This is a genomic window from Cellulomonas sp. Leaf395 (assembly GCF_001424125.1).
In the GTDB taxonomy this organism is placed as follows: domain Bacteria; phylum Actinomycetota; class Actinomycetes; order Actinomycetales; family Cellulomonadaceae; genus Cellulomonas.
Map to the genome: position 1 here is coordinate 608,733 of NZ_LMQI01000002.1, position 21,000 is coordinate 629,732.

Sequence of the window (21,000 nt, forward strand, 5' to 3'; positions counted from 1 at the left end):
CCTCCCCGGCGATCGTCGTGCTCGACGGACGCCCTTGAGTGACATGCATTGGGTCTCGACCCGAGAACCCTGTCTCGGAGTCGCAGCAGAGCCCTATGTCGCTTCATGAGGCGATTCGCCCACCCGCCCAGGACGCATATCAAGTCCGAGGAGCAAGTCCGAGGCCGCCGAGCGCGCGTCCCGCGGCCGCCGCCGCGGCTGCCTGCTGATCCGGCAAGAGGTGGGCGTAGGTCTCCGTGGTTGTGGTAATCGACTCATGACCCAGTCGGCGCTGCAGGACGAACAGGTCGGTGCCGGCCGCGATCATCCAAGATGCGTGCGTGTGCCGAAGGTCGTGTACGCGGGGACGCCTCGTGAGCCGCGGAGCATCCGGGTCGGGCAAACCGTCGCCTCGGCGCGGCCCGGTCGCGGCATCGAGGGCTGGAGTCCAAGTCGTCGTCCAGAATCGGGACGACGAGATCTGTTGGCCGACGGTGTTGGTGAAGAGCAATGCGTTCGGAGCCTTGCCTGCAGCTAGTGGCAGCAACACGTCGACCAGCTCGTCAGGCAGTGACACCGTCCGCCGTGCTCGCTTTGTCTTTGGCGGCCCCACGTACCAATGACGCTCGCCGTCCCGCTTCCATGCCTTCGTGACGCGCAACGTCGGCGGACTGGCGAAAAGGTCGAGGTCGCCGGGGGTCAGCGCGGTTGCTTCGCCCCACCGCAGGCCGGTCGCGACGAGCAGCAGGACCAACGGCTGGTAGTGAGGCTGGACGTGCGAGAGCAGGAGTGCGAATTCGCCGCGTGTCAGCACGGTCATCTCGTCCTGCGTCAGCTGCGACTTGGGGAGCTGCACGCCGACGCAAGGATTGTCCGTGCGGTATCCGAGTCGGACCGCCGTCGACATCGACGCAGAGAGCAGTCCGTGGATGTTCGCGATTGTCTTTGGAGACAGACCGCTGTCGCTCATCGAGCGGATCCACCCAGCGACGTGCCGGTAGGAAATCACGGCAACCGGGTACGACCCAAGCGTCGGCGCGATGTGGCGGCGAAGCTGCGTGCGGTAGCCCGCACGGGTGTCCGGTCCCACCGCGGTCAGCAGGTCGATGTGCTCCGAGACGGCCTCAACGACCGAAGGGCCGTGGTGCCGCACGGCGTCGGCGATCTGCGCAGCCTCGTCGGTGTGCCCACCGGTCACCTCGAGGAGGTGCTTCGCGACTCGGGCGTCGTTCTCGTCGTCGTACGTCAGCGAGCTCTGCCGCTTCGTCTCAGGGTCCCGCCACAGCACCGCGAACGACCGCGTGCCGTCGGCCCGTACCCGCTCCCTGATGGAGGCCATGAACACGAAAATAGCCCCCCGTGTCAACGAGAGGCTACTTTCTGTCAACATGACGATGCGTTTCCGCAGGTCAGACGTGTGGAGGTGGCGGGAATCGAACCCGCGTCCGATGACGAAGTACCAGGGATTCTCCGGGTGCAGCCTGCTGTGATTTTCTCGGCCCCCACGGTCACACAGGCAAGCCGTGGACGGGCTCAGTCAGCTAAAAGTCCCGGCAACCCCACTGACGAGGATTACCAGCAGTGGCTCTCTAGATGACGCTGGTTACTGAGTCGAGAGCGTACTCAGGCCAACGGACTTCGGGACTCGCTCAGGCGGCGAGGGCGAAGTCGGTGCGGTTTGTATTGGCACCTATTGGTTTGCACGGAGCGTTGACGAGATAACCGTGCGTCCTCGACCCGCTTCTCCTGGTTCGACGATCACCGTCGAAACCGATCACCCCCATGTTCAGTTTTCAAGCACCGGCCGAGCCGAAGCACAGCCAGCCCAACTAGCCTACCTCTCAACGGCAGGCTGGTCGTGCTCATTCCCTCAGTCGGCCGGTCCGGCGATCAGGGTCACGGGCGCGGAGGTGGAGGCCCCGGAAGAGCCCACGGTCCAGGTCAGCGTCACGGTGTCGCCGGGTGAGTAGGCCTCGAGCAGCTCGGACAGCGAGGTGGACGAGGTGACCGGAACCCCGTCCACCGCCGTGATCACGTCACCGGCCACCAGGCCGGACCACGCGGCCGGCGTGCCCTCCAGCACCCCCGCCACCTCACCTGCGGAGCCGAGAGAGATCCCGAGGAACGCCGGGTACCCGATGGTCACGGTGTCGGAGGAGACCCCGGACTCGATCTGGTGCGCAATCACGAGGGCGTCCTCGATGTCGATCGCGTAGGCGACCGTGTCCACCGTGCCGCTCGACGCGGCGGTCGTCATGCCGATCACCTCGCCCTCGTCGTCGAACACGGGGCCGCCCGAGTCCCCCGCTACCACTGCGGCGGAGAACTGGATGAGCCCGTCGAGCGTCTCCGCCGAGGACCCGTTCGACGACGCCGTCATCGTCTGGGTCGAGAGCCGTCACGCTGCCGAGGGCCGCGAGCAGGTCGCCGCCGCCCTCCGCGTTGCCGACGGCCGTCACCGTGTCGCCGACCGCCACGCCGTAGTCGTCGTCGAGCGCGACCGTGGCCAGCCCGGACGCGTCCTGCAGCTGCAGCAGGGCGACGTCCGACGAGGCATCCGTGCCGACCACGACGGCTGTGTATGAGACACCCGTCGCCTCGATCGTCACCTCGATGGACGTCGACCCCTCGATCACGTGGTTGTTGGTGAGCACCAGGCCGTCGGACGTCAGCACCATGCCCGTGCCGGCGGACTGCGCGTCCTGGTAGCCGAGCGTGCTCGTGATCGTCACGACGCCCACCTGCTGGTCCGCGGACGCCGCAGTGGCGTCGGCCTGGTCCGAGGTCGACGGAGCGGTCCCCCACGACGGCGGGACGCGCTGCTCGGTCGTCGGCGGCGCGTACGCGGCACCCTCGATGGTCGACGTCGCCGCGTCGTCGGTGTCCGACGGAGCCTGCGCCGCCGCGATCAGGCCACCGCTCACACCGCCGGCCAGCAGGCCGAGCGCGAGCGCCCCACCCGCGGCACCGAACGCCAGCCCGCGACGGATGACCGGCTTCGTCGCGAGTGCGACACCGCCTGGCGCAGACGAAGCCGACAGCACCGCGGGAGCGACGTCAGCTGCGCCCGACGCTCCAGAAACCTGCTGCTCGTCCATAGTTCTGTCCTCCCCGACAGCCCCCGTGTGGCGCCGTCAAGGAAGAGACAACAGCTCGGACCCGGGAGGTCACTGGAGCGAACCCATGCGCAGCCTGTGGACCGGTCAGCTCGTCGCGAGGACGTCCGCGAGCGAGTACGACACCGGCTCCTCCAGCTGCGCGAAGGTGCACGACTCCGGCGTGCGGTCCGGGCGCCACCGGCGGAACTGCGCGGTGTGCCGGAACCGCACGCCCTCCATGTGGTCGTACGCGACCTCCACGACGAGCGACGGCTCCAACGGCACGAACGAGAGGTCCTTCCCGCGCGACCAGCGGCTGCCCTCGGCCTCGCGAGGCGTCCGGCCGGAGGCGGAGTAATCCCACGGATGGCCCTCGAGCGGCACCACCAGAGGCGCGAGCTCGGTCACCAGCGACCTCCGACGCGCCATCGGGAACGACGCCGCCACACCGACCGACGCCAGCGTCCCGGACTCGTCGTACAGCCCCAGCAGCAACGACCCGACGGCGTCGTCCCCGGACTTGTGCGGCCGGTACCCGGCCACCACGCAGTCGGCCGTCCGCTCGTGCTTGATCTTCTGCATCGTCCGCTTGCCGGGCTCGTACAGCCCAGCAGGATCCTTGGCGACGATCCCGTCGAGCCCGGCACCCTCGAACTGCGAGAACCAGCGCTCGGCGACGTCGAGCGAGGAGGTCTGCGCGGTTATCGAGACCGGACCGGAACCGGAGACGAGTGACTCGAGGACAGCCCGCCGCTCGGAGAACGGCAACCCCGTCAGGTCGTCGTCCCCCAGAGCCAGCACGTCGAAGAGCACCAGCAACGCGGGCGTCTCTACGGACAGCAGCCGCACTCGCGACTCCGCCGGGTGCACCCGCTGGAGCAGGGCTTCGAAGTCCAGCCCACTATGAGATGACGACGGCACGATGATCTCGCCGTCGACCACGCACCGTTCAGGCAGAGACGACAGGACCGCGTCGACGACCTCCGGGAAGTACCGCTGCATCGGCTTGGTGTTCCGCGAGCCGATCTCCACCCAGTCCCCGTCGCGGAATACGATCGCCCGGAACCCGTCCCACTTGGGCTCGTACAGCTTGCCCTTGGGGATGGACGCGGCTGACTTGGAGAGCATGGGGTCCACAGGCGGCATCACCGGCAGCGTCATGGACACCAGTCTTACCAGCCCCCGCCACCACCGCCGCCGACGCCCCCTCCGGAGAAGCCGCCACCCGAGAGCCCGGATCCGCCGGACGTCCCGGGCGTGGGTGCGGAGATGGACTCGGTGGCCACGGCAGCGAACCGGTCCAGCGACGACGCGAACGCGGTCGCCCAGTAGATGTTGGCCCCCGGGTAGTACCCACCGACGTACCACGACGGCTCGTTGACGAACCGACCCTGCGCGGCGAGCTCGGAGAACACCCGGGCCCACCGGTCGGCGAGCCCGAAGACGATCGCGTAGGGGAGGTACCGGCTGAAGATGTCCTCGCCCTCCTCGAACCGCAGCTGGTTGGCCTCGGCGGTGGCCAGGTAGCGGCGGAACCCGAGGGACTGCGCCAGCACGGCGGTGCCGTCGGCGGTGCGGGCCGGTGCGGCGTTGCCCATGATCGTGACGACGATGCCGACGAGGGCCAGCGCGATCGGCACGAGCGCGATCCCCGCGACGGACGTGCCGCCGCCGAACGCGACGAACGTCAACCCCAAGCCGACGACGGTGAGCACGATGCCGGTGGCGTGCCAGGCGGTGCGGACCGACTTCGGGTTGGACCGGAACCAGCCGGAGTCCGTCACGTGGTCGTAGAGGCCGTTCTGCACCTTGGCCATCGAGGCTGCGAACGTGGTCTTCAGGTCGGAGAGCCTGACCGTGGTCGACGACGCGAAGATCGAGGCCAGCAGCTCGTCCTCGTACGGCAGCAGCGAGCCGTCCTTGTCCTTCAGCTGCACCAGGGTCCAGTCCTTGGCCTTCTTCTTCGGGTTGGACCGCGGCACCTCCTCGATGCGCAGCCAGCCGCGCACGGCAAGGTCCACGAGGGTCGCGGTGACGTCCACGGGGTCGGCCTTCTCGTCGACGAGCGTGCCTACCTCGCCCGGTCGCACGCCCTGCGGCGGCTGGAACTGCACGGAGACGGCACCGCGCTTGTCCCGAAACCCGACCGTGGCGCCGCCCGGCTGGTTGTCGGCCGGTCGCAGCCCCGGGGTCAGTCCGAGGTAGGCCTTGTCGCGGCCGACGCGTCGCAGCCGAACGAACGCGAAGACGCCGCCGCCGACGAGCACCAGCAGGGCGAGGACGCCGAACACCGAGACCGGTCGGACCGGTGCCAGCGGGTCGGGCTTGTCGACGAGGATCGGCTCCACCCCGGGGAACGTGCCCGCGGGCCAGCCGGTGACGGTGGTGAGCTCGTCGCCGACGGGGACGAGGTCCTGCGTGAACGACGAGGACGACCCGGCGAAGCTCGCCGACGTGCACGGCGTGGCGGAGCCGTACGGTCCGGCAAAGCAGACAGCACCCTCGACGGCAGCCGGGCCGGTGACGGAGACAGCCAGGTCGCCCAGCGGAATCTCCCAGCCGGCGCCGATGACGTTCCAGTACAGCTCGTCGCCGGAGTGCTGGGCGTTCGCTGGGTTCAGCAGCCCGTCGGCCGTGTACTCGACGCGGTACGTCTGCACGCCGGAGACGTCGTCGATGTCCTCGTCGCCGATGCGCAGGATCAGCGCGCTGTCGGTGGACTCCTCGTTCACCTGAGCGGGAGCACCCGTCGACGACGACGCGGAGATGTCGGTGTACCGGAACGCGCGGTCCAGCTCGTCGTCGTACGACACCCTCGTCGGCAAGGTCAGGTACGGCCCGTGCCCGGGTTCGTCGCCGAAGTCGAAGTCGAAGTCGAGCACGACCCGCATGACGCCGTCGGTTTCGAGCGACGCGGTGACGTCGTACCGCGTGATCTCCCGCCCGCTCGACTGGTCGGGAGCGGCGGCAGCGGGAACAGCACAGGCGACGAGCAGGACGAGCGCGGCGATGAGCGCCCGCACAGCCTTCACAGGTCGCGCTTCTCGCGGATGGCGCGCGTCGCCTCGAGGTTGTCCTGCCGCTCACGCAGCGCCTGCCGCTTGTCCCACTCACGCTTGCCTCGGGCCAGCGCGATCTCCACCTTGGCGCGCCCGTCGAGGAAGTACAGGGACAGCGGGATGATCGTCTGCCCCTTCTCCCGCGTGCGGGACTCCAGGCGGTCGATCTCGTGGCGGTGCAGCAGCAGCTTGCGCTTGCGGCGGGGCGCGTGGTTGGTCCAGGTGCCCTGCGAGTACTCGGGGATGTGCACGCCTTCGAGCCACAGCTCGTGGTTGGTCACCTCGCACCAGCCGTCGACCAGCGACGCCCGGCCCATGCGCAGCGCCTTGACCTCGGTGCCGCTGAGCACCATGCCGGCCTCGAACACGTCCTCGATGACGTAGTCGTGCCGGGCCTTGCGGTTCGAGGCGACGACCTTGCGCCCGACGTCCTTGGCCACGGTGGTCGAACCTCGTTTCCTGCACAGGGGATGTGTGCGGGGTCGAGACTACCTTCCACGCGCCAGCGGAATCAGAGGCCGAGCAGCGGCCGCGGGTTCGTCGTCGCGCCGTTCACGTAGATCTCGAAGTGCAGGTGACAGGCCGCCGACGTGCCCGTGTTGCCGGAACGCCCGATGAGCTGTCCGCGCTCCACCTGCTGGCCCGAGCTCACCGCGAAGCTGGTCAGGTGGTTGTAGCTGGCGGACACCGCGTTGCCGTTGACGAACCCGCTGTCGATCATCACCTGGTTGCCGAACCCGAACCGCGACCTCGCCCACGTGACCGTGCCCGAGCGCCCGGCGTAAACCGGGGTGTTGCAGTAGGTCCGCAGGTCGATGCCGGCGTGCAGCCGCACGTACCCGAGCGTCGGGTGCAACCGCATCCCGAACTCGGAGGTCACGTACATCGGGCTGATGCTGGTCGGGTTGCCGTACAGCCCGCCGCCGATCGCCCCGGGCGGACCCTGGGGCCGGCCCGCCGCGGCGTCGCGCGCACGCTGCTCCGCGATCGCCTGCTCCAGCTCGCGCTGCACCTGCGCGGCCTCGGCGTCAGCCTGGGCCAGCTGCGCCTCGAGGGCCGCCTTCGTCGCATCGAGCGCAGCCTGCTGCTGCACCTGCTGCGCGAGCAGGTCGTCGAGAGCCTGCTTGGCCGACGCGGCGGCGGCCTTGGCTGCGTCGGCCTCGACGACCTTCTGGTCGGCCTCGGCCTTCAGCTCGGTGATCTTGCCCTTCACCGCGGTGAGCCGGGCCTCCGCGTTGCGATTGGCGGACTCGGCCGCCTTGAGCTCGTCGAGGATCTGCGCCTGCGTGCGCAGCGCCGTGGCCATGAGGCCGTACCGCTGCACGAAGTCGTCGGTGCTCTGCGAGTCGAGGATGACGTCCACGCTCGACACCCCGCCGCCACCCTTGTACGCCTCGCGGGCCATCTGCCCGATCGCGGCGCGCATCTGCGTGGCGTGCTCGGTGTCCTGGGCGATCGTCGTCGTGATCGTCGCCTGCTGCTCCTCCGCGTCGACCAGCCGGGCCGCGATGATCGCCGCCTCCCGCTGCGCCTTCTCCAGCGCGGCCTTCGCGGCGTCGAGGGTCGCCTGGGCGCCGGGGATCTTCGCCTGGGTGTCAGCCAGCTGTACGGCGAGCGCCTGGATCTCGGCGCTGACGCCCTCCATGGCCGCCTCGGTCTGCTCACGCGCCTTGGCGATCGCCTCCTTCTGCGCCTCGGCAGCCTTGCGGCGGTCGTCGATGGGGTCGGCGCTGGCCGGCACGGCGACGAAGGCCGTGACCAGGAGGACCAGCACGGCCAGGACGGCGGAGATGCGAAGAGGGTTCAGCCGGTTCACGATCAGACCTTCGTGTACCGGCTGAGGGTGACCAGGGAGGAGATCCCCGCGAGCAGGATGGCGACCGCGATGAGCGCGGGGGCGATGGTGAGGACGTCGGCGGTGCTCACGTAGGGGATCCAGCCCGCGGACTCCCCCAGCCAGTCGTCGACCAGGTACGTGACGCCCACCCAGAGCCCGCCGACCGCCAGCAGCGCGCCGATCGTCGCGGCGATCGCCCCCTCCAGCATGAACGGCAGCTGGATGAACACCGTCGACGCGCCGACCAGGCGCATGATCCCGGTCTCGCGCTTGCGGCTCAGGGCCGACAGCCGGATGGTCGTCGTGATCAGCAGGACGGCCGCCAGCAGCATCACCAGGGCCAGCCCGCCGGCCAGCAGGGTCGCGTTGTTCAGCACGGAGAACAACCGGTCGAACAGGCGCTGCTGGTCCTTGACCTCCTCCACGCCGGCCCGGCCGGAGATCACCTCGGAGACCACCGAGTACTTCTCCGGGTCCGTGAGCTTGATGCGGTAAGAGGAGTTCATGTCGTCGACCGTCGCGGCCGACGCCCAGAACTGGTCCTGGAACTGCTCCTGGAACGCCTCGTACGCCTGCTCCTTGGTCTCCGTGTAGACCTTCTCCACGTACGGCTTCACCTCGGGCGACGCGAGCGCCGCCTGGATGTCGGCCTTCTGGTCGTCGCTGACCTCACCGCTGGCGCACGTCGGCGCCGTGGAGTTCTGCGGGCAGAGGAAGACGGAGACCTCGACCTTGTCGTACCAGTCGTCCTTCATCTTGCCGATCTGCGTCTGCAGCAGGGCTGCGGCGCCGACGAAGGTGAGCGACACGAAGGTCACGAGGATGACGGAGATCGTCATCGACAGGTTGCGACGAAGACCCAGACCGATCTCGGACAGGATGAACTGGAGACGCATCAGCGGTCCGATCCGTACACACCGCGCGACTGGTCACGGACCAGGGCGCCGGTGGACAGCTCGATGACGCGCTTGCGCATCTGGTCGACGATCTCGTCGTCGTGCGTCGCCATGACGACCGTGGTGCCCGTGCGGTTGATCCGGTCGAGCAGGCGCATGATCCCCAGGGACGTCGTCGGGTCCAGGTTTCCCGTGGGCTCGTCGCACAGCAGGATGTTCGGCCGGTTCACGAACGCGCGCGCGATGGCGACGCGCTGCTGCTCGCCGCCGGACAGCTCGTGCGGGCGACGCTTCTCCTTGCCGGCCAGGCCGACCATCTCGAGCGTGTCCGGGACCGTGGTGAGGATGTGGTGCCGCGGCTTGCCGATGACCTGCAGCGCGAACGCCACGTTCTCGAACACCGTCTTGTTGGGCAGCAGGCGGAAGTCCTGGAACACGGCGCCGATGTGACGGCGCAGCTGCGGCACCTTCCACGACGACAGGGTGCCCAGCTCCTTGCCCGCGACGAACACGCGACCCGCCGACGCCCGCTCCTCGCGCAGGACCAGACGCAGGAAGGTGGACTTGCCGGAGCCGGAGGCGCCGACGAGGAACACGAACTCGCCCCGCTCGACATCCAGGGACACGCGGTCCAGCGCCGGCCGGGCGCCGCGCGCGTAGACCTTGGTGACGTTCTCGAATCTGATCACGTTGCTCGCGGTGGCCAGGTTCGGGGACGGGGGTACTACGGCTGGCCTCAACGAGCGTAGGCAGCGGCCCGGTTCAGGGACGGTGGTGACACGCCGACCACCGCCAGTGAGAACGGCCCGATGGGGTGATTGGTGCAGAATGTCGGGTCGTCAGCTCCCGGAGAGCAGCTCCGGTCCCTGGTCCAGCCGGCCCTCGAGCGTGCCGGCGGGGTCCTCCAGCACGTCCGCGAACGCCACCTCGGCGGCCCCCACCAGCTGCGCGTCCGAGCCCAAGTCGGAGCGCACCAGCAGCGCCTGCTCCCGGATCGGCCCGAGCGCCCGCGAGTACGAGGCGGCGAGCGTCGGCTCCATCGTCGGGTAGAGCGCCCCGAGCGACCCGCCGAGGACGACCACGTGCGGGTTGAACAGGTTGACCAGGCTGGCCAGTCCGAGCCCCACCCACTCCCCCGTCTTGCGCACCCCGGCGATGCTGCGGCGGTTGCCGATGGCGACGTCGCTCAGCACGTCCTCGATGTCGGACTCGCGCGGGTCCCGACCGACGGCACGGATGATCGCGGCGTCGCCGATCTCCGCCTCCCAGCACCCGCGCGCGCCGCACGAGCACACCCGCCCGCCCGGCTTGACGACGATGTGCCCGACCTCGCCCGCGTACCCCCCGGCGCCCTTGAGCAGCTCGCCGTCGACGACGACCCCACCGCCGACCCCGGCCTCGCCGCGGACGTACAGCACGTCCTGCTTGCCCCGCGCGGCACCGCGCAGGTACTCGGCGACCACGCCGAGGTCGCCGTCGTTGCCGACGGCGACGGGGTACTCATGACCCGTGGCCTCGCGGAGCAGCTCCGCGAACGGCACCTCGTGCCAGCCCAGCGGGGGCGAGCGCCGCACCATCCCGTCCGGTTGCCGCACGCTGCCCGGCACCGAGACCACGAGGCCCAGGCACACCGACCCGGGCACCGACTTGGCCTGCATCTCCCGGGCGAGGGTCGCGATGAGCTCGACCACTGCCGGGACGTCGTGCGGCGACGTGCTGTACAGCCGACGACGCACCTGCAGCATGTAGCCGCCCAGACCCACCCGGGCAGCTCCCACGCTCGACGGCGTCACGTCGAACGCGAGGACGTGCACGCTCGTGCTGACCGGCTCCACCACGTTCGACGGCCGACCCTTGCCGGAGACGACGCCGGGTCGCTCACGCACCAGCCCAAGCTTGACCAGCTCGGAGGTGAGCGACCCGACGGTCGACCGGTTGAAGCCCGTGGAGACTACGAGGTCCGACCGCGTGGCGGGCCCGTGGAAGTGCAGCAGTCGGAGGACCGCCGACAGGTTGGCCCGTCGCACGTCGTCCTGCGCAGCCGCGTCGGCTCGCCGGACCGGCGGACCAGCGCCGAGCCGCACCAGCAGCCTCCCTCAGGTGTTTTCGTGTCTAGCCGCGTCCGGTGGCTCGGGCGCGCCGACGAGAGATCGCGTCGACGGCCGCAGCTGCCGCCAGCACCGTTCCGGTGACAACGTACTTGACACCTGAGGAGTACCCGAGCAGAGCCATCCCGTTGTCGATGACCGCGATCACCGCACCACCGATCAGGGCGTCGATGATCCGGCCCTTGCCACCGAACAGCGACGTGCCACCGATGACCGCGGCACCGACGGCGTACAGCAGCACGTTCGAGCCGCCCGCGTTCGGGTCCACCGACGTTGCCCGCGACGCCGCCAGCACGCCGGCGATGGCCGCCATGAACGAGCAGATCATGAAGCACGCCATCTTCACGGCCTTGACGTTGATACCGGCACGACGCGTGGCCTCGGCGTTACCGCCGACCGCGTAGATGTGCCGGCCGAACGCCGTCCGCGTGAGGACGAACCCGAGCACCAGCGCCAGCACGACGATGAGGGGAACGACGATCGGGACGCCGATGATCGACGTCCGCAGCGGGTTGAGGCTGCGCTCCTGGTTGAGGATGGCCACCATCGCGATGACCACCGCACCGAGCGCCACGACCTTGAGCACGACGAGCCCCAACGGAGCTGCGAGCAGCCCGCGCTGGCGACGCTGGCGCCAGGTCCAGATGCTCGATCCGGCGTACGCCAGCACGGCGATGATCGCCAGCGCCCAGCCCAGCAGGGGCGGCACGTTCTTGTTCTGCAGCGCGATGATCACCGGGTCGGTGATCGAGATGTTGCCGCCCGCCCCGATGATGAGCAGCACGACGCCCTGGAACGCCAGGAACGCCGCGAGCGTCGTGACGAACGACGGGATGCCGACGCGGGCGACCAGGGTGCCGATGAGCAGGCCGATCACGATGCCGGTGCCGAGCGCGGCGAGCAGCGAGACGTACCAGGACCAGTGGTAGACCGACAGGCCCGTGGCCAGGACGGCACCGCAGACTCCGCTGGCGAAGCCCGCCGACAGGTCGATCTCGCCCAGCAGGAGGACGAAGACCAGCCCCATCGCGATGGTCACGACGACGGCGCCCTGCTGGAACAGGTTCGCGATGTTCAGCGTCGACGGGAATGTGTTGGGCTTCATGATGACGAAGACGAGCGTCAGCACCGCGAGCGCCAGGATGGCCGGCAGCGAGCCCATGTCGCCGCCGCGCACCTTGCTGACGTAGTTGCCGACCGCCTCGGCGAACGTGGGCTGCTCGACCGAGCCGGCCAGGAGGGACGGCGACGCGGGGGTCGAGGATGCCGGAGGAACCGTGGACGTGGTCATGCGGAGGTGCTCCCGTTCGTGGTCGTCGCGTCGCTCGTCGTCGCTGTCCCGCTCGTCGCACGTTCGGGTGCGTCCGGCGAGATCCTCGGCGCGACGGCACCCGGTGCCATGCCGGCGGAACCGCTGGTGATGAGCTCGATGACCTCGGTGCGCGACGTGTCCGTGGTGCGCACCTGAGCGGCCGTCTGGCCCAGGTAGAGGACGTTGATGGAGTCCGCGACCTCGAAGACGTCGTTCATGTTGTGCGAGACCAGGACGACCGCCAAGCCGGCGTCGGCCAGCCTCCTGACGAGCTGCAGCACCTGCTCGGTCTGCGCCACGCCCAGGGCGGCGGTCGGCTCGTCGAGGATCACGAGCTTGGAGTTCCACAGCACGGCGCGCGCGATGGCGACCGTCTGGCGCTGGCCGCCGGAGAGGCTGGCGACGTGCTGCCGGATGGACCGCACGGTCCGCACCGACAGGCTGGCCAGCACCTCCGCGGCGCGGGTCTCCATCGCGGACTCGTCGAGGCGGAAGCCCTTCTTCAGCTCCCGGCCCAGGAACATGTTGTGGACGATGTCGAGGTTGTCGCAGAGGGCGAGGTCCTGGTAGACGACCTCGACGCCCAGCGCGTTGGCGTCCGCCGGGGAGCTGATGTGGGTCTGCTCGCCCTCGAACAGCACGTCGCCCGCGTCGAACGGGTAGATCCCGGCGACGCACTTGATCATCGTCGACTTGCCGGCGCCGTTGTCGCCGACCAGGGCCGTCACCTCACCCGCGCGGGCGACCAGGTCTACGCCGCGCAGCGCGTGCACCGCGCCGAAGTTCTTGCGACCACCCCGGACCTCGAGCGTCGGTGGCGGGGCCAGGTCGGGTGCGGCATGCGCTGCTTGTGTCATCGTCCACCTCGTGGGGGTCTGTCGGTTCACCCCGCGTCGTCGCGGGTCTGTGCAGGTTCTTCGGCGACGTCGTCGTCGCGCTCCCGCGCGCCAGGTCGGGGCCGGCCGCTCGCGCGGACCGGCCCCGCCTGGTCACCGCCGGTGGTCGGTCGACCACCGGCGGTGTCGTGCGTCAGGAGATGCCGGCCTCAGCGCACTTGTCCGCGTAGTCGGCCGTGCAGATGGCGTCCTTCGTGGTGTAGCCGTCGGCGATGACGTCCTTGACGCTGTCGAAGTAGATCGGCTGCGGGTCGAGCAGGACGGCCGCGACCATCCCGCCGGACTCGGTGTCCTCGACCTCGCCCGTGGCCAGGTCGGCGGTGTCGTCGCCCTTGGCTGCCGCGATGGCGAGCGCCGCAGCGGCGTCGGCCTCCTTCTTGACGGCCTTGTAGACGGTCATGCACTGGTCGCCCGCAAGGATGTTCTGCAGGCCCTGGTCCGTCGCGTCCTGACCGGTCACCGGGACGGTGCCGTTCACGCCGTTCTTCTTCAGGATGGCGATCGCGGCGTTGCCGAGACCGTCGTTGGCCGCGAGGACGCCGTCGATCTTGCCGGCGTTCTCGGTGTACATCTGCTCGAAGATCGTGCCGGCCTGCTGGTTGTCCCAGTCGGGCACAGCCTGGTCCGCGACCACCGTGTACTCGGCGCTCGTCGTCTTCTTCTGCAGAGCCGCCACCGCACCTGCCTTGAAGAGCGTGGCGTTGTTGTCCGTCGGCGAGCCGTTGAGCATCGCGATGTTCGCCGTCGTCTTGCCGGCGTCGTCCAGGCACTTCTGCAGGCCCTCGCCCTGGAGCTGGCCGACCTTGGTGTTGTCGAACGACACGTAGAAGTCCGCGCCGCCACCCAGGGTGAGCCGGTCGTAGTCGATCGTCGCGATGCCCTGGGCCTGCGCCTTCTGGAGCACCGCCTTGCCGGACCCGGAGTCCAGGTTGACGATCATGAGGACGTTGACGCCGCTCGTGATCATCTGGTCCGCGATCGTCTGGAACTGGGTCTTGTCGCCCTGGGCGTTCTGGATGTCGTACTCCACACCCGCGGCCTCGAAGGCCTCCTTCAGGTACTTGGCGTCGGCCGTCTCCCACCGGGCCGAGGACTTGGTGTCGGGGAGGATCACGCCGACCTTGGCCGTCGTGCCCTCGCCGTCGCCGCTGCTCTCCGTGTCCGTCCCGCTCGGCGTGTCGTTGCTGCCACAACCGGCCAGCAGCAAGCCGGAGGCCATGACGGCCGCCGTAGCCAGCATCATGCTTCGTCGCATCGTGCTCCCTCTCTCGACGACGCCCCATTGCGCTCGTCTCCACCCGGCGCTTTTCGGACGCTCGGACTATGTTGCGGGCGACAACATATGACCGGGGGTGGTGTCTCACAAGGTCAGAACTACTTTCCGTGGTCAAACCGTGACCTTCCGGGGGTGAGCAAGCGCTTTCTGGGTGTCCGATTCGCCCACCTGGATGAATCATGTTCCCCCCGGCAACAAAGCCCTCTCCCCCGGACGTCCGCGCCTCGAGCGCGTCCAAACTCGCCGGAGTGCGGACGCAGCGGCTCCGGAACCCCGACGCAGTGGGGACATCACCGGATCGGGACGTCCTTCTGCGGACGCGACGAAGGCCCGGCATCGCGGAGGATGCCGGGCCTGTGCGGAGGTCAGTTGGTCGCGTTCTCCGCCGAGCGTCGCCAGCGGATGCCCGCCTCGATGAAGTCGTCGATGTCGCCGTCGAACACCGCGGCCGGATTGCCCACCTCATGCTCGGTCCGCAGGTCCTTGACCATCTGGTACGGCTGCAGGACGTACGAGCGCATCTGGTCGCCCCAGCTCGCCTTCACGTCCCCGGCGAGCGCCTTCTTCTTCGCGTCATCCTCGGCCTTGCGGACCAGCAGCAGGCGGGACTGCAGCACGCGGAGCGCGGCGGCGCGGTTCTGGATCTGCGACTTCTCGTTCTGCATCGACACGACGATGCCCGTGGGGATGTGCGTCATGCGCACCGCCGAGTCGGTGGTGTTGACCGACTGCCCGCCAGGCCCCGAGGAGCGGAAGACGTCGACCTTGATCTCGGACTCGGGGATGTCGATGGAGTCGTTCGACTCGATCAGCGGGATCACCTCGACGGCCGCGAAGCTCGTCTGGCGCCGGCCCTGGTTGTCGAAGGGCGAGATGCGGACCAGGCGGTGGGTGCCGGCCTCGACGGACAGGTTGCCGAAGGCGTACGGCACCTTGACCTCGAACGTCGCCGACTTCAGCCCGGCCTCTTCCGCGTAGGAGGTGTCGAGCACCGTGGTCGGGTACCCGTGCCGCTCCGCCCAGCGCAGGTACATGCGCAGCAACATCTCCGCGAAGTCCGCGGCGTCGACGCCTCCAGCGCCGGAGCGGATGGTGACGACGGCCTCGCGCTGGTCGTACTCCCCCGACAGCAGCGTGCGGACCTCGAGCTCGCCCAGGTCCTTCTTGATCTTCAGCAGATCTGCCTCGGCCTCGGCGAGGGTGTCCTCGTCGTCCTCCTCGAGAGCCATCTCGACGAGGGTCTCGAGGTCGTCGATCCGCCCGCCGAGCGTGCTCATACGGTCCAGCTCGGCCTGAGTCGACGACAGCGCGCTCGTGATCTTCTGGGCGGCGTCCGGGTCGTCCCACAGGTCGGGGGCCGAGGCCTGCTCCGACAGCCGCGCGACCTTCGCCTGGAGCGCGGTCGGGTCGCTCACCGCCTGGATGGTGCCCAAGGTGGTGCGCAGATCACGGATCGCGACGGGGAAGTCAGTGGTGGCCACAACCGTCCAGGCTACCGGAGTGCGCTTGCTCCACGAGCCCGCGGGATCGGCGCCGGCAGGCTGCTCACGTCCCGCGCGCGACCGACTCGGCCTCCAGCGCGATCCCGTCGGACCACGGGGCCAGCACCCAGCTCAGGAGCACCGGCCGGACCACCGCTCCCAGACGCACCCGCGCGGACTGCCCGTCGGGCGTCGTCGCGTCGAGCACCGCGAACTCGTCCCAGGCCGTGGCGGCCCGGGGGTTGTCGTGCAGGTAGCGGTCGATTGAAGCGCGGACCGAGTCGTCGGTGAGCGGGAGCCCGCCGGTGCCCGGGTTCTCCTCGCCTGCGTCGGGGGCGAAGTACCGGTCGTCGCCGACCGCATCGGCTGCCTCGAGCGCAAGCAGGTCCGCGAGCGCGAGCAGGCGCTTGCGCTCCAGGTGCACTCCGGCGGCGGACACGACGACGGTCAGCAGGAGCAGCGCGACGACCACGAACCCGATGGTCAGGATCATCACCTGTCCGTCGTCGCCCGCCGGTCGGCGTGGCGCTCTCGGCCACCGGCTCGCGAATGCCCCTGGACCGAGGCTCATAGGGGCCGTCCGGCACGCGCTACTCACCGCTCGTCCGGTACGTGTCCACCGGTGCCACGCGCTCGACGCTGACCGGAACCTCCAGGGGGATGACGTCACGGACGAAGCTGGGCACGAACGGCAGCGGCACCCGCACCTCGATCAGCGCGGACACGTCACTGCCCGGTGCCAGGCACGGCACCTCCGAGCAGGTGAGCGTGAGCGCCGTCGCGGGGTCGTCGTCGAAACCCTGGTCCCGCAATGCGATCCCGACAGCAGCGACCGCCCGCTCGGCGCCCTCCTTCGCACCGTCCGCCGCGACATACGTCCGTGCCGCCTCACGCGCCGCGCCCTCCGTCGCGAACGTCGCGGCCTCAAGACGCCCGAGCGTCAGCACCAGGTAGACGAGCGGGATCAGCAGCACGATCGAGAGCCCCAGGAACTCGATGACCGAGCTCCCCTCCTCCCCGGTCAGCCGTGCCCGGCACGCGGCCCACCACGCCCTCACGGCTCCTCGACCAGCGCGTGCCCCCGGACGGTGAGCGTGCCCGCCAGACCGACCAGGCCCACCAGCGGCAGCGGCGCCTCCACCTCGATCTCGACCACCTCGAGCCCGTCGAGCGTGGTCCGCCCGGCGCTCACTCCCTGGGCGTACGCCGAGGACAGCGACTGCGCGATGAGATCCCTCGACCTCTGCGCACCGTCGGCAGGATCGCGCCCTGCCAGCGCGCCGTAGCGGGCACCCTCCCCGGCGGAGTCGACGAGCGTGTTGCGCACGTGCAGCACGATCGTCAGCTGCAGCACGGCGACGAACAGCACCGTGACCAGGCCGCCGACGAGGGCGAAGTCGATGATCGCCGACCCAGCCTCCCCCGTCAGGGCGCCTTGACGCTCGTGATGGCGTCCTCGAACACCGTGCCGAGGGCGTCCCCGGCGATGACCCACAGTGCGGTCACCAAGCCCGCGGTCATCAGGGTCACCAGGACCCAGCCGGGCACGTCGCCTCGCTCGGGTCCACCGTGGCCGACCCGGCTCCGCACGCCGCGCCACGCCGTCGCTCCCCACACCAGCGAGCCCCACAGCGCCACGCCGATGCGTGACGTCGGCCCGTTCCCCGTGGTTCCCGACCGGCTCTCGATCCTGCCCGTCATCGGTACTCCCTTCATCGGGCGCCATCGCGGCGCCATGCACGATTCCTGCGTCGGTCACAGGCCGACCCGCAGGACCACCATCGAGGGGAAGACGGCGAAGACGACGGTCACCGGAAGGATCAGGAAGACCACCGGGACCATCATCAGCACCTCCTTGCGCCCACCGGTCTCCATGAGGGCGCGACGGCCCTCCTCACGCACGTCCTGCGCCTGCGCGCGCAGGACGTCAGCCAGCGGCGTGCCTCGTTCGACCGCCACGGCGACCCCCTCGGCGAACCTCGCGAGCGCAGGTAGCCCGGTCCGCGCCGCGAGGTTGTCCAGCGCCACGGTCAGCGGGGCACCGGCGCGCGCGTCCGCCAGGGTCCGGGCGAGCTCCGCGGTCAGCTCACCGTGCGTCGAGCGCACGACGCGCTCCAGGGCGCCGACCGCACCCTCCCCCGCGCCGACCGCGAGGGCCAGCAGCTCGGCGATCGTCGGGAGCTCGGTGAGCATGCGCGCCTCGCGGGCGCGCAACGACCCCGTCAACGCCCAGTCGCGTGCCAGCACCCCGACCAGCCCAGAGACTGCGACCAGCACCGCGAGGGCGAGCACCCCGCCGCCGCGCGTCGCAGCGAGTACCAGCGCGAAAGCGAGCCCGGCGGCCAGACCGAGGACACCCCAGACCACCTGTCCGGCACGGAACTGCTCCACCGTCTCGGCGCGTCCCGCCCGGCTGAGCCGACGTCGCAGCTCGGTCGTCGGTGAGCCGAGTCGCGTCACCAGTCGCACGGCATCCGTCATCACCGGGGCGACCAGCCGCTCGATGGTCACGAACGGTCCCCGCACGCTGGGCGCGCGCAGCAACCCGGACGCGGTGCCCTGTGGTCGCAGGTACGGGGCGAGCCGCTGGTCGAGGCTGATCCGCCGGGACCGCAGCCGCAGCACCACGATCGTCAGGCCGAGCCCTCCGAGCAGACCCACGAGAGCGCCGACCACTCCCGGGCTCACCGCAGCACCCGCGGGTCGTCGGGGAGCCGGGCGATGCGCAGCATGACGAGGTAGGCGACGATCGTGCACGCGCCGCCGATGGCCAGGACGGCGAATCCCGCGGGGGTGTCGAACGCGGCCGCAGCCTCGGAGCGGGTGGCCAGCAGGGCCAGGACGATCCATGGCGCGGCGACGGCGAGCCGCGCCGCGTACACGGTCCAGCTCTGCCGCGCCTCCAGCTCGCCGCGCGTGCGAACGTCCTCACGCAGGAACGTCGACAAGGTCCGCAGGAGCCGGCCGAGGTCCGTGCCGCCGACGTCGCGGGTCAGGCGCAGCGCCTCGACGATCCGGTCCGCGACCGGGTCCGCGAGCCGCGCCTTGAGGGCGTCGAGGCTCTCGCCGAAGCGCCCGGTCGCCCGGTAGTCCTCGGCGAACGCCGTGAACGCCTCGCGCAGCTCGACGGGACCGCGTTCCCCGATCTGGGCGACGGCCTCCGGCAACGCCAGCCCGGCGCGGATCCCGGACCCCAGGTGGTCGACGACCTCGGGCCACAGCTGTCGCAGCCTCGCGCGGCGTCGGCGAGCACGCCCTCGGACCACCGCCCACGGCGCCATGGCGGCGAACACCGCGAAGCACAGCGCGATGGACGGGATCCGCGTCACCACCGTGCCCAGGAGCATGACGACCAGGCCGAGCGCCACGCTCGCGGCCACCAGCCCCCCAGGCGTCACCCCCGCTACTCCCGCCTGGACCAGCGCGTCCTCGGTCCGGGCACGCCAGCCGGTGGCCCGCGTCGACGGGGGTCCCGCCGGCTCGGCCCAGAACGACCACCAGATGCAGGCGATCCCGGCACCGAGCACCAGCCCGACGACGACCCCCATCAGGCCCGCCCTCGCAGCAGCGTGGACAGGTCGATCCCCGCACGGGCGAACCGCTCGGGGTGCGGCGGGTAGCCGTCGGCCCGGACCAGGTGGCCGCCGCGGGCGTGGAAGACGTCGGCGGTCTCCACGATCCCCTGCTCGACCCGGCCGGGAACGGCCACGATCTCGCGGACTGCGCGCCGTCCCCCGGCATCCAGGTCGAGGTGCACGACGAGGTCGACGGCTGACGCGACGGTGGGGACCACGAACCGGTCCGACACGTTCTCCCCGGCGAGCAGCGGCAGCGTGCAGAGCTTGGTCAACGCCTCGCGCGCGGAGTTCGCGTGGATCGTACACATCGCCGGCACGCCCGCGTTGAGCGCGATCAGCAGGTCGAGCGCTTCGGCCTCCCGCACCTCGCCGACGAGCAGCCGGTTCGGCCGCATGCGCAGGGCCTCCTTCACCAGCCGGCGCAACGGGATCTCCCCGGTGCCCTCCAGGCTGGGCTGCCGGCACTGCATGGCCACCCAGTCCCGCGCGACGAGCCGCAGCTCGAAGACCTCCTCGCACGTGATGACCCGCTCCCGGGCCGGGATCGCCCCGGCGAGGGCGTTCAGCAGGGTCGTCTTGCCCGCCTGCGTCCCGCCGGAGACGAGCACGTTGAGCCCGGCGCGGACGGACGCCTGCAGAAACGCCGCCGCGTACGGCGTCAGCGTGCTGAGCCCGACAAGCTCGTCGAGCGTCGTCGCGCGCACCACGTACTTGCGGATGTTCACCGACCAGTGCCGTCGCGTGACGTCCGGGATCACCGCGTGCAGCCGCTCCCCGCCCGGGAGGCTGGCGTCCACGAACGGGCTGGACAAGTCGAGACGGCGCCCCGACACCTTCAGCATCTTCTCGACGAGGTCGCGGACCGACGCGTCCGTGAGGATCGTCGTCGTCAGCTCCGCCTCACCGCGCCGTGCGACGAACACCTGCGTCGGCGAGTTGATCCATATCTCCTCGACCTCCGGGTCGTCGAGGTACTTCTGCAGCGGGCCGAGCCCGGCGACCGCGTCGACCACCGACTTGTGCGCAGCCACGGCGTCGACCAGGGGTGGGACCGCACCGACGACCGAACGCTCGTCGTAGTCGGCGATGGCGTCGGTGACGAGGGCGACGACGCCGGGCCGGTCCCTGACAGGGTCGAGGCCCCGCCGCCGGATGAGCTCGCGGACCTCGGTCTCGAGGATCGCCACACCATCCACGGTGCTCCTCCTCGATTCGCGTCACAGGTGCCCGGTACATCCGTCATGTCCGGGTTTCACGCTGGCGGGAACCTTAGGGGACATCGCGGGGGTGACACATCCCGCTGTCCACAGACAGAACGCCTCGGCGGGCGCGGGCGAGCACAGGACCTTGGACCCATGCCCGAGGCAACCGATCCGACGAGACTTGTGGCGACACCGGGCGAGGACGGGTGCCGTCCAGGCGGCCGAGTCCCGCCGCCATCCAGGTCAGGCCGTGTGTCGGGGCTGGAGCGCCCCACCGA

Annotated in this window: 20 protein-coding genes, 1 other RNA gene and 2 pseudogenes; all 23 read right to left on the bottom strand. The window is 70.2% G+C overall.

Translation table 11 applies throughout. From position 1 onward, the window contains the following. Positions 1-139: 139 nt before the first annotated feature. Positions 140-1,318 (bottom strand): tyrosine-type recombinase/integrase, encoded by a 1,179-nt coding sequence (locus ASG23_RS07005; RefSeq protein WP_162242672.1) that lies wholly within the window; start codon positions 1,316-1,318, stop codon positions 140-142. Between the two features lie 76 nt (positions 1,319-1,394). Next, positions 1,395-1,761, bottom strand: a transfer-messenger RNA (tmRNA) gene (gene ssrA / locus ASG23_RS19480). Positions 1,762-1,849: 88 nt separating this feature from the next. Further along, on the bottom strand, positions 1,850-2,236 hold the full coding sequence (locus ASG23_RS20120) for a PDZ domain-containing protein (protein WP_235520921.1): 387 nt from the start codon (positions 2,234-2,236) through the stop codon (positions 1,850-1,852). Between the two features lie 33 nt (positions 2,237-2,269). Beyond that, positions 2,270-2,359: pseudogene (locus ASG23_RS20865) on the bottom strand (hypothetical protein); the annotation flags it as partial. Positions 2,360-2,411: 52 nt separating this feature from the next. Continuing rightward, a pseudogene (locus tag ASG23_RS20870) lies at positions 2,412-3,077 on the bottom strand (S1C family serine protease); the annotation flags it as partial. A gap of 105 nt (positions 3,078-3,182) precedes the next feature. Continuing rightward, the gene (locus tag ASG23_RS07020) at positions 3,183-4,238 is read right to left on the bottom strand and encodes an ATP-dependent DNA ligase (protein WP_056022141.1); all 1,056 of its coding nucleotides are present in this window, start codon (positions 4,236-4,238) and stop codon (positions 3,183-3,185) included. 11 nt (positions 4,239-4,249) lie between these two features. Next, on the bottom strand, positions 4,250-6,109 hold the full coding sequence (locus ASG23_RS07025; RefSeq protein ID WP_056022144.1) for a DUF2207 domain-containing protein: 1,860 nt from the start codon (positions 6,107-6,109) through the stop codon (positions 4,250-4,252). Continuing rightward, positions 6,106-6,576, bottom strand: a complete 471-nt coding sequence (smpB, locus tag ASG23_RS07030; protein WP_056022147.1) for an SsrA-binding protein SmpB — start codon at positions 6,574-6,576, stop codon at positions 6,106-6,108. Before smpB ends, ASG23_RS07025 begins: the two co-directional genes overlap by 4 nt. A gap of 71 nt (positions 6,577-6,647) precedes the next feature. Beyond that, complete coding sequence (locus ASG23_RS07035) at positions 6,648-7,952, bottom strand: M23 family metallopeptidase (RefSeq protein ID WP_235520923.1); 1,305 nt, start codon at positions 7,950-7,952, stop codon at positions 6,648-6,650. A gap of 2 nt (positions 7,953-7,954) precedes the next feature. Then, positions 7,955-8,869, bottom strand: a complete 915-nt coding sequence (gene ftsX, locus ASG23_RS07040; RefSeq protein WP_056022150.1) for a permease-like cell division protein FtsX — start codon at positions 8,867-8,869, stop codon at positions 7,955-7,957. Then, positions 8,869-9,558 carry a cell division ATP-binding protein FtsE gene (gene ftsE, locus ASG23_RS07045; protein WP_056022154.1) on the bottom strand — a complete coding sequence of 230 codons (690 nt, stop codon included), beginning with the start codon at positions 9,556-9,558 and terminating at the stop codon, positions 8,869-8,871. Before ftsE ends, ftsX begins: the two co-directional genes overlap by 1 nt. A 150-nt stretch (positions 9,559-9,708) precedes the next feature. Beyond that, positions 9,709-10,953, bottom strand: a complete 1,245-nt coding sequence (locus ASG23_RS07050) for an ROK family transcriptional regulator (RefSeq protein ID WP_056022156.1) — start codon at positions 10,951-10,953, stop codon at positions 9,709-9,711. 28 nt (positions 10,954-10,981) lie between these two features. Continuing rightward, on the bottom strand, positions 10,982-12,268 hold the full coding sequence (locus ASG23_RS07055) for a sugar ABC transporter permease (protein WP_056022160.1): 1,287 nt from the start codon (positions 12,266-12,268) through the stop codon (positions 10,982-10,984). Next, on the bottom strand, positions 12,265-13,146 hold the full coding sequence (locus ASG23_RS07060; RefSeq protein ID WP_200941531.1) for an ATP-binding cassette domain-containing protein: 882 nt from the start codon (positions 13,144-13,146) through the stop codon (positions 12,265-12,267). The genes ASG23_RS07055 and ASG23_RS07060 overlap by 4 nt, the downstream gene beginning before the upstream one ends. A 172-nt stretch (positions 13,147-13,318) precedes the next feature. Continuing rightward, positions 13,319-14,440 carry a sugar ABC transporter substrate-binding protein gene (locus ASG23_RS07065; protein ID WP_056022163.1) on the bottom strand — a complete coding sequence of 374 codons (1,122 nt, stop codon included), beginning with the start codon at positions 14,438-14,440 and terminating at the stop codon, positions 13,319-13,321. Positions 14,441-14,826: 386 nt separating this feature from the next. After that, the gene (prfB, locus tag ASG23_RS07070; protein WP_056022165.1) at positions 14,827-15,942 is read right to left on the bottom strand and encodes a peptide chain release factor 2; all 1,116 of its coding nucleotides are present in this window, start codon (positions 15,940-15,942) and stop codon (positions 14,827-14,829) included. Between the two features lie 64 nt (positions 15,943-16,006). Next, on the bottom strand, positions 16,007-16,435 hold the full coding sequence (locus ASG23_RS07075; RefSeq protein WP_056022765.1) for a hypothetical protein: 429 nt from the start codon (positions 16,433-16,435) through the stop codon (positions 16,007-16,009). Between the two features lie 97 nt (positions 16,436-16,532). Further along, the gene (locus tag ASG23_RS07080) at positions 16,533-17,000 is read right to left on the bottom strand and encodes a TadE/TadG family type IV pilus assembly protein (protein WP_056022168.1); all 468 of its coding nucleotides are present in this window, start codon (positions 16,998-17,000) and stop codon (positions 16,533-16,535) included. Beyond that, positions 16,997-17,311 carry a pilus assembly protein gene (locus ASG23_RS20505; protein ID WP_442856810.1) on the bottom strand — a complete coding sequence of 105 codons (315 nt, stop codon included), beginning with the start codon at positions 17,309-17,311 and terminating at the stop codon, positions 16,997-16,999. Before ASG23_RS20505 ends, ASG23_RS07080 begins: the two co-directional genes overlap by 4 nt. Positions 17,312-17,367: 56 nt before the next feature. After that, on the bottom strand, positions 17,368-17,643 hold the full coding sequence (locus tag ASG23_RS20510) for a hypothetical protein (protein WP_442856812.1): 276 nt from the start codon (positions 17,641-17,643) through the stop codon (positions 17,368-17,370). Positions 17,644-17,697: 54 nt separating this feature from the next. Then, positions 17,698-18,630 carry a type II secretion system F family protein gene (locus ASG23_RS07095; RefSeq protein ID WP_056022171.1) on the bottom strand — a complete coding sequence of 311 codons (933 nt, stop codon included), beginning with the start codon at positions 18,628-18,630 and terminating at the stop codon, positions 17,698-17,700. Continuing rightward, positions 18,627-19,490, bottom strand: a complete 864-nt coding sequence (locus tag ASG23_RS07100) for a type II secretion system F family protein (RefSeq protein ID WP_056022174.1) — start codon at positions 19,488-19,490, stop codon at positions 18,627-18,629. The genes ASG23_RS07095 and ASG23_RS07100 overlap by 4 nt, the downstream gene beginning before the upstream one ends. After that, complete coding sequence (locus ASG23_RS07105; protein WP_056022177.1) at positions 19,490-20,716, bottom strand: CpaF family protein; 1,227 nt, start codon at positions 20,714-20,716, stop codon at positions 19,490-19,492. The genes ASG23_RS07100 and ASG23_RS07105 overlap by 1 nt, the downstream gene beginning before the upstream one ends. Positions 20,717-21,000 lie beyond the last annotated feature (284 nt).